The organism is Asticcacaulis sp. MM231, assembly GCF_964186625.1.
GTDB lineage: Bacteria > Pseudomonadota > Alphaproteobacteria > Caulobacterales > Caulobacteraceae > Asticcacaulis.
Genome location: NZ_OZ075108.1, coordinates 2,199,611 through 2,212,742, shown reverse-complemented (window position 1 = coordinate 2,212,742; position 13,132 = coordinate 2,199,611). Strand labels below are relative to the sequence as shown.

Below are 13,132 nucleotides of genomic sequence, written 5' to 3'. Positions count from 1 at the left end.
CACTTTTGAACTGGGACTGGCCTCTATTTAGGCACGCAGAGGCGATATGGCCATGGCAAAGTGTCACAAACGCGCAAATAAACCCCAACTCAGTCGCAGATCGACTCACGCGCAGGGCTGGTGGGCTTCCATGCCGCATGCGACAAAAGACCGCATCTGGGGTGTGGATATGCCCGCCGGTTGAGATTTTTTGGCTACCGGCTTTGTGAAAAAGGAGCATTGTTCTTTTTGCTCTTTGCATTTTGCCGTGAAGGCATTAAGGGAAACGATCAGGACGGGCATCAATAGACGGTCGAATTGCGTCGAATTCGCAAATAGATACAGTCACTACAGCCTGTGCATTTTCAAATATAAGGTCACCGTGCGCGCGCACTGGAGGCCACACATAAATGAGGGTACTTCGAATGGGCACTACAGGGCTTTTCGGACGAGGGCTGTTTAAAGCCGCTACAGGAGCAGTTTCGACGCTGATTCTGTCAGCGGCCATGTCAGCATCGGCTTTTGCGGAGGACATCAAGGAAATTCTTGGCCAGCCCACCGACAAGGCCATGGGCTGGCAATTGCCAGGCAGCGCCCTGAAGGTCAAAACCGAAAATTTCTATGATTTTGGTCTGTTCCCCCTCATCACATTCATCTGTCTGCTCGTGCTCGTTTTGCTGGCCTGGATCGTTATCCGCTACAACAAAAAAGCCAATCCTGTTCCTGCCAAATTCTCCCATAACACCCTGATTGAAATTGTCTGGACGGTTTTGCCCGTTTTGATTCTTGTTGTGGTGGCCATCTATTCGCTCAGCCTGCTGCGCGATTATAACAATATGCCAAAGCCTGATGTCGTCGTGAAGGCCACCGGCAATCAATGGTTCTGGACCTACGATTATCCGGAACTGGGTGTCACCGATATCGAATCGCGTCTGCGTGAAGACGCCAAGGACCTGAAGACCGCCAAGGCCGCCGGCATTCCTTATCTGCTCGAAGTTGATAATGTTCTGGTGGTGCCGGTCAATCGCGTCGTCCACGTTCAGACGACCGCCGCTGATGTCATTCACTCCTTCACCGTCCCTGCTTTCGGCTTCAAGATCGATGCTGTGCCGGGACGTCTGAACAATACGTGGTTCAAGGCTGACAAGGTCGGCACCTATTACGGTCAGTGCTCTGAACTGTGCGGCAAGGACCATGCCTACATGCCGATCGAAATCAAGGTCGTCTCCGACGCCGAGTTTGACGCCTTCATCGTCAAGCAGGGCGGTAAAACACGTGCCATGCTGGCTTCCGAAGCTGCCGCTTCCGCAGCGGCGGCTGAAGAGGCCGCTGCCTCCGCTGCCGTTGCCGCCAGCGCCGAAGCCTCGGCTTCCGCCGCGGCGCCTGCTGCTGACGCCGCTACCCCTGCAACCGCCTCCGCATCCGCCGCGCCCGCCGTGACACCGGCCTCCGCAGCCGTCGCGCCATAAGATCAGTAAGAGAGATATCCATCATGTCTTCCACTGCCACCTCTCATGATCATGCGGACGCAGATCACGATCACAAGCCGGGTTTCTTTGACCGTTGGGTCTTCACGACCAACCACAAGGATATCGGCACCCTCTATCTGTTGTTCGCCATATTCGCCGGCATCGTCGGCGGCGCTTTCTCCGGCCTGATCCGCTGGGAACTGTTCGAACCTGGCCTGCAGGTTTTCGCCAAGGGATCGATGCTTAACTCGATGGGCATCTTCGATCTGTCGAATCCGGACCATGCCAAGCACGCCTATAACTCGATCGTCACGGCTCACGCCGTTATCATGATTTTCTTCATGGTCATGCCCGCCATGATCGGTGGCTTCGGCAACTGGTTTGTGCCGATCATGATTGGTTCGCCCGACATGGCTTTCCCACGCCTGAACAACATCTCATTTTGGATGCTGATTGCTTCGTGGATCCTGCTGTGCACCTCGATCTTTACGCCGTCGGGCCCCGGTGGCGAACACGGCTTCGCCGGCGGCTGGACCATGTATCCGCCCATGTCGTCGAGAATCGGTTCCCCCGGACCGGCCATGGATCTTGTCATCCTGTCTTTCCACCTGGCCGGAGCTTCGTCAATCCTTGGCGCCATCAACTTCATCACCACCATCTTCAACATGCGCGCGCCGGGCATGACCCTGCACCGCATGCCGCTGTTCGCGTGGTCGGTGCTTGTCACCGCCTTCCTGCTTCTGCTGTCGTTGCCCGTCCTGGCCGGCGCCATCACCATGCTACTGACCGATCGTAACTTCGGCACCGCCTTCTTCGACCCGACCGGCGGCGGCGACCCTATCATGTTCCAGCACCTGTTCTGGTTCTTCGGTCACCCGGAAGTCTATATCCTCATCCTGCCGGGCTTCGGTATAATCTCACACATCGTGTCGACCTTCTCCAAGAAGCCTGTCTTCGGTTATCTGGCCATGGCCTATGCCATGGTGGCAATCGGCTTCGTCGGCTTCATCGTGTGGGCGCACCACATGTATACTGTGGGCTTAAGCTTCGACCTGCGCGCTTATTTCGTTCTGGCCACCATGGTCATCGCGGTGCCCACCGGCGTGAAGGTGTTCTCCTGGATCGCTACCATGTGGGGCGGCTCGATTGAGTTCAAGGTGCCTATGGTCTGGGCCATCGGCTTCATCTTCCTGTTCACGGTCGGTGGTGTCACAGGTGTCGTACTCTCCAATGCCGCTGTGGACTACTCGCTGCAGGATACCTATTACGTCGTTGCCCACTTCCACTATGTGCTGTCGCTCGGCGCCGTGTTCTCGATCTTTGCCGGCTTCTACTACTGGTTTGAGAAGATGTACGGCGTGAAGTATAACGAATTCCTCGGTCTTCTGCATTTCTGGGTGATGTTCGTTGGCGTGAACCTGATCTTCTTCCCGCAGCACTTCCTCGGTCTGCAAGGGATGCCGCGCCGCTATGTCGACTACCCGACCGGTTTCACCTACTGGAACCAGATGTCGTCGATCGGCTACGCCATTACCGGCGTCGGTGTGATCATCTTCCTGATCATGTTCGCCGAAGCTCTAATCGTTCGCCGCAAGGGCGTCGCCAATCCGTGGGGTGAAGGCGCCACAACTCTGGAGTGGACGCTGTCTTCGCCGCCGCCTTATCACCAGTTCTCCGAATTGCCGGTGATCAAGGACGAAGACGAGCACCACTGATCCAACTGTGGTGGGCTGCAAAATGGCCGCCATTTTCGCCGCACCACAGCGGATCGGACGTAATAGTTACATCGGGGGATGAAGGTTCAAAAGATCTTCATCCCCTTTGTTCATGAAGGCACTATCTTGAGTTCCAAACCCAAAGTGAAACAGCAACCGACCCTGACCCGAGAGGAACTGGCGGCCAATCTAGAGGCGGCCTACGCTTCGAAAGCGATGCGTGGCGCGCCGCGAGATTATTTTGACCTGCTTAAGCCGCGGGTGATGTCGCTTGTGGTTTTCACAGGCCTGACCGGCATGATCATCGCCAATGGTCAGATGAACTGGTTCCTCGGTGCCGTCGCTGTTTTCTGTATCGCCATCGGGGCAGGGGCGGCGGGCGCGCTCAACATGGCCATCGAAGGGGAAACTGACGCCCTGATGCGCCGCACCCGTCTGCGCCCTGTGGCGGCCGGGCGGATCACCAAGAACGACGCCTTTGCTTTCGGCGGCGTGCTGGCCTTCCTGTCGGTGGCCCTGATGTGGCTGGCGTTTCCGGATGGCCTTGCTGCCGGACTGCTGGCCCTGACCATTGTCTATTATGTCGTGCTCTACACGCTGATTCTGAAGCGTCGCACCCCGCAGAATATCGTTATCGGTGGTGCCGCCGGTGCTTTTCCACCGGTGATCGGCTGGGCGGCTGCCACCGGTCATGCCCCCCTTGAGGCCTGGATACTGTTCGCCATCATCTTTCTGTGGACCCCGCCGCATAGCTGGGCGCTGGCACTTTATACGACAGAAGATTACGCCAATGCCGGCATACCCATGATGCCGGTGGCCAAAGGCGCCAAATCGACCCGTTTGCAAATCCTGCTCTATTCGTTGGTGATGGCGCCGGTCGCCTGTTTGCCGATAGCTTTCAAGATGGGCGGTCTGGTCTATGCTGCGGTGTCCATTCTGGGCGGCGCCTTCTTCATCTATCTGGCGGTGCGCGTCTATTTGTCGCGTGCCGGTGATCACCCCGAAGGTGGTGAGGAGAGCCTCTATGATGTTAAGAAGGAAGCTCTGTCGGCGCGCAACCTGTTTGCATTTTCTATCCTTTACCTTACGGCCCTGTTCGCCACACTCCTGGTAGAACACGCCATTACCGGATTGATGTCATGACCGAAAACGCTCCCGAAATTTCCGGCCCCGAAATCTCCGGCAAAGAGGCCTATGTGGCGGCGCAGAAGAAGCGCAATCTCTATATCGGATTGGCGCTGGCCGCTTTCGTCGTCCTGGTTTTCTTTGTGTCGATGGCACGCATGTCACAGGGCATTCATAAGGATGCGGTGAGCCGCGCTGAGTCCAAGGCCGCTATGTCGGCATCGAAGAGCCAATAAGCGTGAAACGCGCCGAAAAGCCCCCCCTAAAAGGCATATCCAAAAACGCACGCGTGGCGTTGTCGCTGGTGGGGGCGCTCGTTTTCATGGGCGGACTGGCCTACGCGTCGGTGCCGCTCTATCGCGCCTTCTGCAATGCGACCGGCTTTAATGGTACGGCGCGTAAGGCCAAGGCCACGCTTGCCGGTATCCATACCGACAGCAACAGCATCGTGCGGGTACGCTTCGATACCAACACCAACGGCGTGCCGTGGTCCTTCAGGCCGGAAAAAAAGTACGTTGATACGCGTGTCGGCAAGACGGCGTTGATCTATTTCACCGTCAAAAACAATGCCAATCACCCGATAACTGCGCGCGCCACCTATAATGTCCTGCCCGATACCATGGGGCCATATTTCATGAAAACGCAGTGTTTTTGCTTTCAGGATATGACGCTGCAAGCCGGGGAATCACTCAAAATTCCGGTGGTTTACTTCCTCGATCCCAAACTGATGACCAACACTGATACGCAAAGTGTCGGTGATGTGACCCTGTCCTATACTTTCTTTGAGTCAAAAGACCCGAAAGCAAATGCAAAAACCGCATCTTGAAGATGGTCTTTGCATTGTGTTTAACTATGAACTGGCATAAATAAAAATCTAGGTTATGCCTGATAAACAAAACGGCCGCCTTTTAAGGGCGCGATAAGAACGGTGAGTTGAACGAAATGGCCCATCACGGCGTTAAACACGATTATCATATCATCAATCCGAGCCCCTGGCCCCTTATGGGCTCGGCTTCGGCGGTTGTTTGGGCGCTCGGCATGGTCGTCGGAATGCGCGGTCTCTTCGGCATCGCCAAGGGCGAATGGTGGCTGATGCTGACCGGCCTGGCGCTGATCATCCTCACCATGGTTTTCTGGTGGCGTGATGTCATCAAGGAATCGAAGGCGGGCGATCATACGCCGGTCGTTCAGATTGGCCTGCGCTACGGCATGATCATGTTCATTGCCTCCGAAGTGATGTTCTTCGTATCGTTCTTCTGGATATTCTTTGAAATGTCCCTGTTCCATGGCCAGCGCTCGGGCGATATGTCGGCCCTTGAGGAGGTCCGCGCTGCCTGGTCGACCTGGCCACCGGAAGGCGTCGAGACACTCGATGCCTGGCATCTGCCGCTGGTCAACACCCTGCTGCTGCTGACCTCCGGCACCACGGTCACCTGGGCGCACCATGCGCTCCAGCAAGGCGACCGCAAGGGCGCCATTCAGGGCCTGCTCCTGACCGTCATTCTCGGCGCGCTGTTTACCCTGGTTCAGGGCTTCGAATATATGGAAGTGCTGCATGAGCATAACTTCCATTTCTTCCTCTTCCCGGATGCTGAAGGTGCTACCGGCGCTGCCAATCTCTACGGTTCGGCCTTCTTCATGGCCACCGGCTTCCACGGCTTCCACGTCCTGATTGGCACCATCTTCCTGATCGTGTGCCTGCTGCGGGCCATCAATGGCGACTTCACACCCAAAAAGCACTTCGGTTTCGAGGCGGCTGCCTGGTACTGGCACTTCGTGGACGTGGTGTGGCTCTTCCTCTTCGCCTTCATCTACGTCATCTTCGGCGGTTCGCATTAATGGCTGATCCAGAAGGCGGCAAGGTGAGCTTTGCCGCTGCCGCCCTTGGCAAGTGCCCGGTCTGCACACAAGGCAAGCTCTATAAGTCTTACCTTAAGGTGGCGAACTCTTGCGCCGTCTGCGGGCAAAATTTTAAGGCGGCGGATACCGGTGACGGCCCCGTCGTCTTTGTCATTTTGATCGCCGGTTTCCTGGCGTGTGCGGGTCTTCTGACCACCTTTTTCCTGTATCCCGGTTGGTCGATTACCACGCACCTGCTCATCTGGCCGGCCGTGGCCGTGGTGACAAGCCTCGTGTTGATGCCGGTGCTCAAGAGCCTGATGATCGCCTCGCAGCTTCGTAACAAGGTGCGCGACTGATGCGCGTCGCTGATATCTGGCAGGCCGTGCCGCGCGGTATGCTGGTGGCCGTTGTGATCGCCTTCACTCTGCTGAATGGTCTGGGCATCTGGCAACTGGAACGCCTGAAATGGAAAGAGGACCTGATCGCCGATATGGCGCGTAGCGAGTCCGCCCCGCCCGTGCCGGCGGAAACGTTGCTGGCGCAGGTCAAGCCGGACTGGCGCTCGGCCAGCCTGCCGGTTTGTGACATCCAGCCTGACCGCCTGATCTACATGCATTCCGAAGTCGGCGGCACACCTGGTTACCGCGTACTGACCGCGTGTCCGCTGGCGCCGCAAGCCATGCTGGTCGATCTGGGGTTTGCGACACAAAAGCTGCCCCTCATAATGCCGCTTTCCCTGACGCCCGTTGGTCGTGTCCGTCCGTTTGAAAAGCCGGGCATGGTCACCCCGGTCAATCGCACCGCTGAAAATGACTGGTACTGGCGTTCGGCGCAGGACATGGGGCAGGCATTGAAAATGCCGTTGCGCGGAGATTATTTCCTTGTCCTTGATCTTGCCGCCACAAAGGCCGATATAGCCGGTCTGCAACAGGGGCGCCTGACCGCGCCTCTGCCCAATCGGCACTTTGAATACGCCCTGACGTGGTTCGGCCTTGGCTGGGCTTTGCTGGGTGTCTTCGGCAGTGTCATCTACCAGCGCTACAAGAAAGCCAAACCTTGAACATCCTTGACGGCCAGAAGCTCTATACCTTTGACAATGGCCTGCGTTTGCTGGTCGATCCCATGCCCGGCCTCAAGACCTTCGCGCTCAGCGCCCTGATCTATGGCGGCGCGCGGTTTGAGACCGAGGCGCAATCGGGCTGGGCGCACCTGCTGGAGCACATGGTTTTCAAGGGCGCCGGCGGCCGCAATGCCCGCGAGCTGGCTGAGGCGATCGAGCATAAGGGCGGCACTATCAATGCCTCCACCGGTTACGAGCATACGCGCTTTGAAGTACGCGGTCTTAATTCGCTGATGCCGCTGGCGCTGGAGATCGTCACCGACTTGATGTTCCGCTCCGCGCTCGATGGCGAAGAACTGACGCGCGAGAAAAAGGTGGTCGAGCAGGAGATTCTCGAAGCTTACGATACGCCCGATGATCATGTCTTTGACCTGCTTCAATCGGCCATGTTCACCGGCCAGTCGCTGGGGCGGCCCATTCTCGGCACCAAGCAGAGCCTGAAACCAGCAGTGCCGGCGACCTTGCGCGCTTTCGCCAATACGCTTTACGCCCCGCATCAGATCGTTATCTGTGTATCCGGCGGCGTCACCCCCGATGAGGTCTATGCCGCCACCAGGGCCCATATCGATAATGTCGCGCCCCATGCCGGGTTTGGCAAGCCGACGCAATTGCGCTTCACGCCCAACAAGGCGGTGCAGAAGCGCAAGATCGAGCAGGCCAATATCACGCTCGGCTTTGACGCCATCAGCCGACTGAGCCCCGACATCATTCCTTTACGTCTGTTCAGCGAAATCCTTGGCGGCGGCATGGCCTCGCGCCTGTTTCAGGAGGCGCGCGAGGCGAGGGGGCTGGCCTACAGCATCGACGCCTACACCACGCCCTATCGTGACGGAGGCGTTTTTGGCGTCTATGCCGGTTGTGCTGCCAAGGATGTCGAGCCACTTGTCAAACTGATACAGAAGGTTATGGCGGAACTTTCGGCTAATCCATTAAGAGAGGAACTGGAGCGCGCCAAGGCGCAGTTCATGACCTCTTTGTTCCTCAACCATGAAGGCGCTGCCTCGCGCTCCGGCACCTTCTCCAGCCAGCTTTCGACGTTTGAGAAGGTTTTCACGCTGGATGAAGTGGCCGCTGATATCGAGCGTGTCAGCCTCGATGATCTGGAGCGCGTCGGCTCGGCCATAACGGCGCAGAAGACCTGCGCCAGCGCGCTGCTGGGGCCGCGCTCGATGGGCGATGCGCTGGGGCTACTTGCGGCCTGAGGTCGCAAGACTTAAACCGATTGCCTCTAGTTTTTTACCGAATCTTAGCCGAATTAAGCGGTTATGATCTAGGTTCACGCCTGACCTTTAGCCTGTTTCTGAGTCCTCATGTCTGACATCAATCTCTTCGGCTGGAAAATGGGCGGACCTGCGGGCAGGACCGGGCACGAAGTGCTAAGCGCCGCGAAAGATGGAGTGCTGCCCACGCTCGAAGATCCACAAACGCAAACCAATGCCCTGCGCAGCGCCGATACGCTTCTGTGGTCCTATGATCTGTCGCACGGTCATTTTGAGTTCAAGGGCGACCTGCGCAACCTGGATTTGGCGCTGCTGAGTGGCCGCTTGACGCTGGAAGACATAACGCCTGTGTTCGCCAGCGGCGAGATCGAGCGTCTTGAGATGGCGCTACGGGCACAGGAAGTGCATACGGCTGCCGATCTTCCGGGCGATGATCAGGTGCAATGCATGCTGCGCCTCAAAGACCTGCGCCTGGTCTATTTTAAGGGGCGCAAGGTGGCGCGACATCTGCTGCTCGGTACACTCACTGAATTGAGCCGTGATATGCGCCGTGTAAGCCGTTCGGCTACGGCCGGCAGCGATCTGGGCCTGCATGATGCGCACAGCGATCAATTGACGGGGCTGCATAGCCGGCAAGGCTTTCTGGCGGCGGCCCGCACCTTCCTGATGCGCGAAGGCGATTACGATCTGGTGGTGGGCGATCTCAACCGTTTCCGTCGCCTCAATGAGGCGTTGGGCCATGAACGCGCTGATCTGGTGCTCGGTATCCTGGCGCAGCGTCTGCGCGATGCCTTTGGTGAGACATCCGTGCTGGCCCGGCTGGGCGAGGATGAGTTTGCTGTCCTGACCCAGCGCGGCTTTCCGAGGGTTTCGGAGCGGATGCGTAATGCGCTGGAGCGCACGATCGTAGTGGCCGGCTTCGACATTCACCCGACCTTTTCCATGGGCGCCGTGTCGGTGGAAGGCGGCGAGGCGGCCTTGGCCAGCGCCGAGCTACTGCGCCGCGCTGAAATGGCGGTCGAAGCGGCCAAGTCCAAGGGCATAGGTGCCGTCGCGTCGTATAAACGCGATCTGGAAAGCGATGGCCTGACGCGACTGGCGCTTGAAGCCGAACTGCGCAAGGCCTTTATCAGCGGCGAAATTCACGCCTGGTATCAGCCGATCGTCAATCTGGAAACCGGCGTTATCGCGGGTTTTGAAGCCTTAGCGCGCTGGGAGCACCCCAAGCGCGGCGTCATCCCCCCCGATCATTTCCTGACCGCAGCGCGTGATCTCGGCATGATGACCGATCTAGGCACCATAATTCTCAGCGCCACGGTGAAATGCCTGACCAAATGGCGGGCTGCCTATGATCTGCCGGAAGGTTTCTTTATCAGCGTCAATCTGTCGGCGCCGGAAATCGAGCGCCTGCATCTGGTCGAGGACGTGTCACGCCTGATCCGCGATGCCGGGTTGCCGGCCAAATGCCTCAAGCTGGAAGTGACCGAGAGCGACGTCATGCGCGATCCGGATGCCACGGCGCGGGTGCTGGAAGCGCTGCGCGATGCCGGCGCGGGTATCGCGCTTGATGATTTCGGCACCGGCTTCTCCTCCTTGAGCTATCTTGCCAAGCTGCCGTTCGACACGCTGAAGATCGACCGTTCGTTTGTCAGCACGCTGACAAGCGACGCGTCGTCAGAAAAGATCGTGCGCGCTATTCTGACGCTCGGCCGTGATTTTGGTCTGGATGTGGTCGCCGAAGGGGTCGAGGACGCCACGGTGGCGGCGCGGCTGCATGGCCTTGGCTGCGGGTTAGGGCAGGGCTATGGCTTTGCCAAGGCCTTGAAAAATAATGAAGCCGAAGCCTTTCTTGTGGCCTCAATAGGTCTCTAAGCTGTGCCGGCAAAGCCTGACAGGTGTACAGGCTCTATACCCATACTTCCCAGTGCGCGCGCCCACAGATGATCGGGGTCGCTGCCGAACAGCAGTTCCTGACTGGCCGGCGCTACGAGCCAGGCGTTCTGACTCAGTTCGCTTTCCAACTGGCCTGGCCCCCATCCGGCATAGCCCAGCGCAATCAGGCTGCGGGCCGGGCCGGCGCCACCGGACAGATCGACCAGAATATCGCGCGAAGCGGTGAGGCCGACCCCCTGTTCCTCACCATCGGGACGGCTGATGAAGGGACCGCCAAGGTCGAGGGTGATGTCGTCGATCTGGTAATCGAGGCTGTGCAGCACGAACCCACGATCATTCTGCACCGGGCCGCCGCGATAGATCTTTTGCGTCGCAAGCCGGCGGTTGCCGCTCTCGATGCCGAGTTCCTTCATCATCTTGCTGAAGTTCAGGCCGCTGATCGGTTGGTTGAGAATCAGCCCCATGGCGTGCTGTTCGTCATGCTGGCAAAGATAGATGACGCTGTGATCGAAGGGCTGATCGGCCAGGCTCGGCATGGCGATCAGCAACTGGCCCTGGTAGGAGACGTGAGCCGGTAGCAGGCCGTCTTCAATGGTCGTTATCATATCTGCTCCTTTGAAGGCGCTGAAATTAGATTCAATATTACCCCATATAGGCGCGGCTGTCGCGGTTGCCAAATCGCACGAAAGCGCCTAGCCATCCGTATCGCATTTTGATGGCGCTCCATCTAACAGCGACGAACCTGCTCTTTACAGAAAGATATCACATGACCCTGCAAGCCGGTGACAAACTACCCGACCTCAACCTGACCGTGGTCGACGAGGCAGGCCCCACGCCTGTCGCCTCCAAGGACTTCTTCGCCGATAAGACGGTGGTTCTGTTCGCCGTACCAGGCGCTTTCACCCCGACCTGCAGCGCGCGCCACCTGCCGGGCTTCAAGGATCATGTTGCCGACTTCAAGGCCAAGGGTGTCGATGTCGTTGCCTGCACCTCGGTCAACGATTATTTCGTCATGAAGGCCTGGGCCAAGGATCAGGGTATCACCGATGAGGTGGTCTTGCTGGCTGATGGCAATGGCGACTTCGCCAAGGCCATGGGCTTGACGCTCGACGCATCGGGCTTCGGTATGGGGCCGCGTTCGCAACGCTACGCCACCGTGATCAAGGATGGCACGATCAATAAGCTGTTCGTTGAAGAAGGCGGCGAGTTCCGTGTTTCCTCGGCCGAATACGTGCTGGAAAACATTTAAGCTTATGAGGTCGAGGAGGCACTTTAGTTCGCGAATGTAACGTTCGCCGGGCCTCCTCGCCTTACTTGCTGGCTTCAACCACAGCCTTAACCAGCGGTTCCGGCCTATAACCGGTGTCCCACGGCGTCAGGCCCATGCGCAGTACGATCAGGCGGTGCGACGGCATGATTGTGAGGCTCTGGCCGTCATGGCCGCGCAGCCAGAAGGTATCCGCCGGCAGGCCTGCCGAATGGCCAGTGTCGCTTTCGCCGGGACCTTTCAGCCAGGTCTGCATCTGCGCATAGCCCTCGTCCGAGCCGTTCGAGGTTCGCATTAGCCCGACAAAGTTCTCCGGCAACAGGCGCTGGCCCTCCCATACACCGTTCTGCAACAGAAACTGGCCGAAGCGCGCCCAGTCGCGCGGCGTGGCGTAGAGATAGGAACCTGCGGCGAACGTGCCGTGTTCATCGGTCTCCAGCACCGCGCTCGTCATGCCCAGAGGGCCGAACAGGGCTTCACGGGGGTAAGGCAGCGCCTGGGCGCCGAGTTTGTTCATCCAGATACGCGCCAGAATGAAACTGGTACCGGTCGAATAGCTATAGGCCGTGCCGGGTTTTGCGGTCAGGGGCATGGCGGCGGCAAAAGCGGCCATATCAGGCTGGCCGTACAACATGCGCGATACGTCCGACACATCGCCATAGTCCTCATTGAAGGCCAGTCCGCTTTTCATCGCCGCCAGATCGCGCAGGGTGATGTCTCTGCGTGCATCGCTCCATTGCGGCAATAGCGCCGTGTCATCGAGGCTAAGCTTGCCAGCCTGAACGAGGCGGCCGATCAGGGCGGCATTGACTGTCTTGGTCATCGACCAGCCGAGCAGGCGGGTTTGTGGTGTAAAGCCTTTGCCATAGGTCTCGGCGATGATACGGCCATCCTTGATGATCAGCACGGCGCGCATACCTGGGCCGGTCAGCTGTGGATCGGCCAGAATTTTGGCGATCAAGGGCGATGGCGCGGTTTCGACGCGGCTACCATCCGGCCAAAGCGCGTTCGTTTCATGTGAGATCACGGGTGTTGCGGCCAGATGGACGCTCCGGGCCGCCGTCCAGTTCCGATCGGGCACGCTGGCGCAACCGAGGCCTTCGCGGTAGAGCGCACCGGATGGCGCGAACAGACCGAGGAAGCGCGCCGTAACGGAGCGCGCCTCAGTATCGACCTTGACCTTTACGAGCTTGAGCGCCGGATTACCGGGGGCTTGCACGTCATCAGCCAGCACGGCTTGAGGGTCACGCCCCGCCAGAAAGACATTGGAACAGACTATCTTGGCGGCGTAGCCATCGGCGACGCGGAAAAGTTCGGGCGGCGCCACGAACAGCCAGATAAGCACGCCAGCAAGGCCTGCGATCAGCACGGCACCAAGGCCTGTCAGCAGTTTCCGGATCAACGTCATGCCCCAGGTTAAAGCGAAAGCTTAGGACGGGATTGTGACAAGAGCAATTAACCGGAGAAACAAAAAAGCCGGCCCCAAGAGGACCGGCTTAATC

Annotated in this window: 13 protein-coding genes; 11 read left to right on the top strand and 2 right to left on the bottom strand. The window is 58.5% G+C overall.

From position 1 onward, the window contains the following. Window positions 1-485: 485 nt before the first annotated feature. The 10 genes from coxB to ABQ278_RS10815 all read left to right on the top strand — a co-directional run bounded on the left by coxB (window position 486) and on the right by ABQ278_RS10815 (window position 10,342). Window positions 486-1,448: a cytochrome c oxidase subunit II gene (gene coxB, locus ABQ278_RS10860; RefSeq protein WP_349319605.1), complete on the top strand. Its 963-nt coding sequence runs from the start codon at window positions 486-488 to the stop codon at window positions 1,446-1,448. A gap of 23 nt (window positions 1,449-1,471) precedes the next feature. After that, the gene (gene ctaD / locus ABQ278_RS10855) at window positions 1,472-3,163 is read left to right on the top strand and encodes a cytochrome c oxidase subunit I (RefSeq protein ID WP_349319604.1); all 1,692 of its coding nucleotides are present in this window, start codon (window positions 1,472-1,474) and stop codon (window positions 3,161-3,163) included. A 216-nt stretch (window positions 3,164-3,379) separates the two neighbouring features. Then, window positions 3,380-4,306, top strand: coding sequence for a heme o synthase (locus ABQ278_RS10850; RefSeq protein ID WP_349322148.1), 927 nt, complete (start codon window positions 3,380-3,382; stop codon window positions 4,304-4,306). After that, a complete protein-coding gene (locus ABQ278_RS10845; RefSeq protein WP_349319603.1) occupies window positions 4,303-4,524 on the top strand; it encodes a hypothetical protein in 222 nt (73 codons plus the stop codon). Before ABQ278_RS10850 ends, ABQ278_RS10845 begins: the two co-directional genes overlap by 4 nt. Before the next feature lie 86 nt (window positions 4,525-4,610). After that, entirely contained in the window at window positions 4,611-5,114 is a 504-nt protein-coding gene (locus ABQ278_RS10840) for a cytochrome c oxidase assembly protein (protein WP_349319602.1), read from the top strand. A gap of 116 nt (window positions 5,115-5,230) precedes the next feature. Continuing rightward, window positions 5,231-6,127 (top strand): cytochrome c oxidase subunit 3, encoded by an 897-nt coding sequence (locus ABQ278_RS10835; RefSeq protein WP_349322147.1) that lies wholly within the window; start codon window positions 5,231-5,233, stop codon window positions 6,125-6,127. Next, window positions 6,127-6,486 carry a DUF983 domain-containing protein gene (locus ABQ278_RS10830; protein WP_349319601.1) on the top strand — a complete coding sequence of 120 codons (360 nt, stop codon included), beginning with the start codon at window positions 6,127-6,129 and terminating at the stop codon, window positions 6,484-6,486. Before ABQ278_RS10835 ends, ABQ278_RS10830 begins: the two co-directional genes overlap by 1 nt. Beyond that, window positions 6,486-7,190 (top strand): SURF1 family protein, encoded by a 705-nt coding sequence (locus tag ABQ278_RS10825; RefSeq protein ID WP_349319600.1) that lies wholly within the window; start codon window positions 6,486-6,488, stop codon window positions 7,188-7,190. Before ABQ278_RS10830 ends, ABQ278_RS10825 begins: the two co-directional genes overlap by 1 nt. Then, window positions 7,187-8,452, top strand: coding sequence for a pitrilysin family protein (locus tag ABQ278_RS10820; RefSeq protein ID WP_349319599.1), 1,266 nt, complete (start codon window positions 7,187-7,189; stop codon window positions 8,450-8,452). Before ABQ278_RS10825 ends, ABQ278_RS10820 begins: the two co-directional genes overlap by 4 nt. A 108-nt stretch (window positions 8,453-8,560) precedes the next feature. Next, window positions 8,561-10,342: a bifunctional diguanylate cyclase/phosphodiesterase gene (locus ABQ278_RS10815; RefSeq protein ID WP_349319598.1), complete on the top strand. Its 1,782-nt coding sequence runs from the start codon at window positions 8,561-8,563 to the stop codon at window positions 10,340-10,342. Here ABQ278_RS10815 and ABQ278_RS10810 read toward each other — a convergent pair. Further along, window positions 10,339-10,968, bottom strand: coding sequence for a YqgE/AlgH family protein (locus ABQ278_RS10810; protein WP_349319597.1), 630 nt, complete (start codon window positions 10,966-10,968; stop codon window positions 10,339-10,341). The genes ABQ278_RS10815 and ABQ278_RS10810 overlap by 4 nt on opposite strands. A 161-nt stretch (window positions 10,969-11,129) precedes the next feature. On the opposite strand from ABQ278_RS10810, the gene ABQ278_RS10805 reads away from it, so the two are divergent. Continuing rightward, window positions 11,130-11,612, top strand: a complete 483-nt coding sequence (locus tag ABQ278_RS10805; protein ID WP_349319596.1) for a peroxiredoxin — start codon at window positions 11,130-11,132, stop codon at window positions 11,610-11,612. Window positions 11,613-11,673: 61 nt separating this feature from the next. Here the strand turns inward: ABQ278_RS10805 and ABQ278_RS10800 are convergent, their stop codons facing one another. Then, window positions 11,674-13,038 (bottom strand): serine hydrolase, encoded by a 1,365-nt coding sequence (locus ABQ278_RS10800; RefSeq protein ID WP_349319595.1) that lies wholly within the window; start codon window positions 13,036-13,038, stop codon window positions 11,674-11,676. Window positions 13,039-13,132 lie beyond the last annotated feature (94 nt).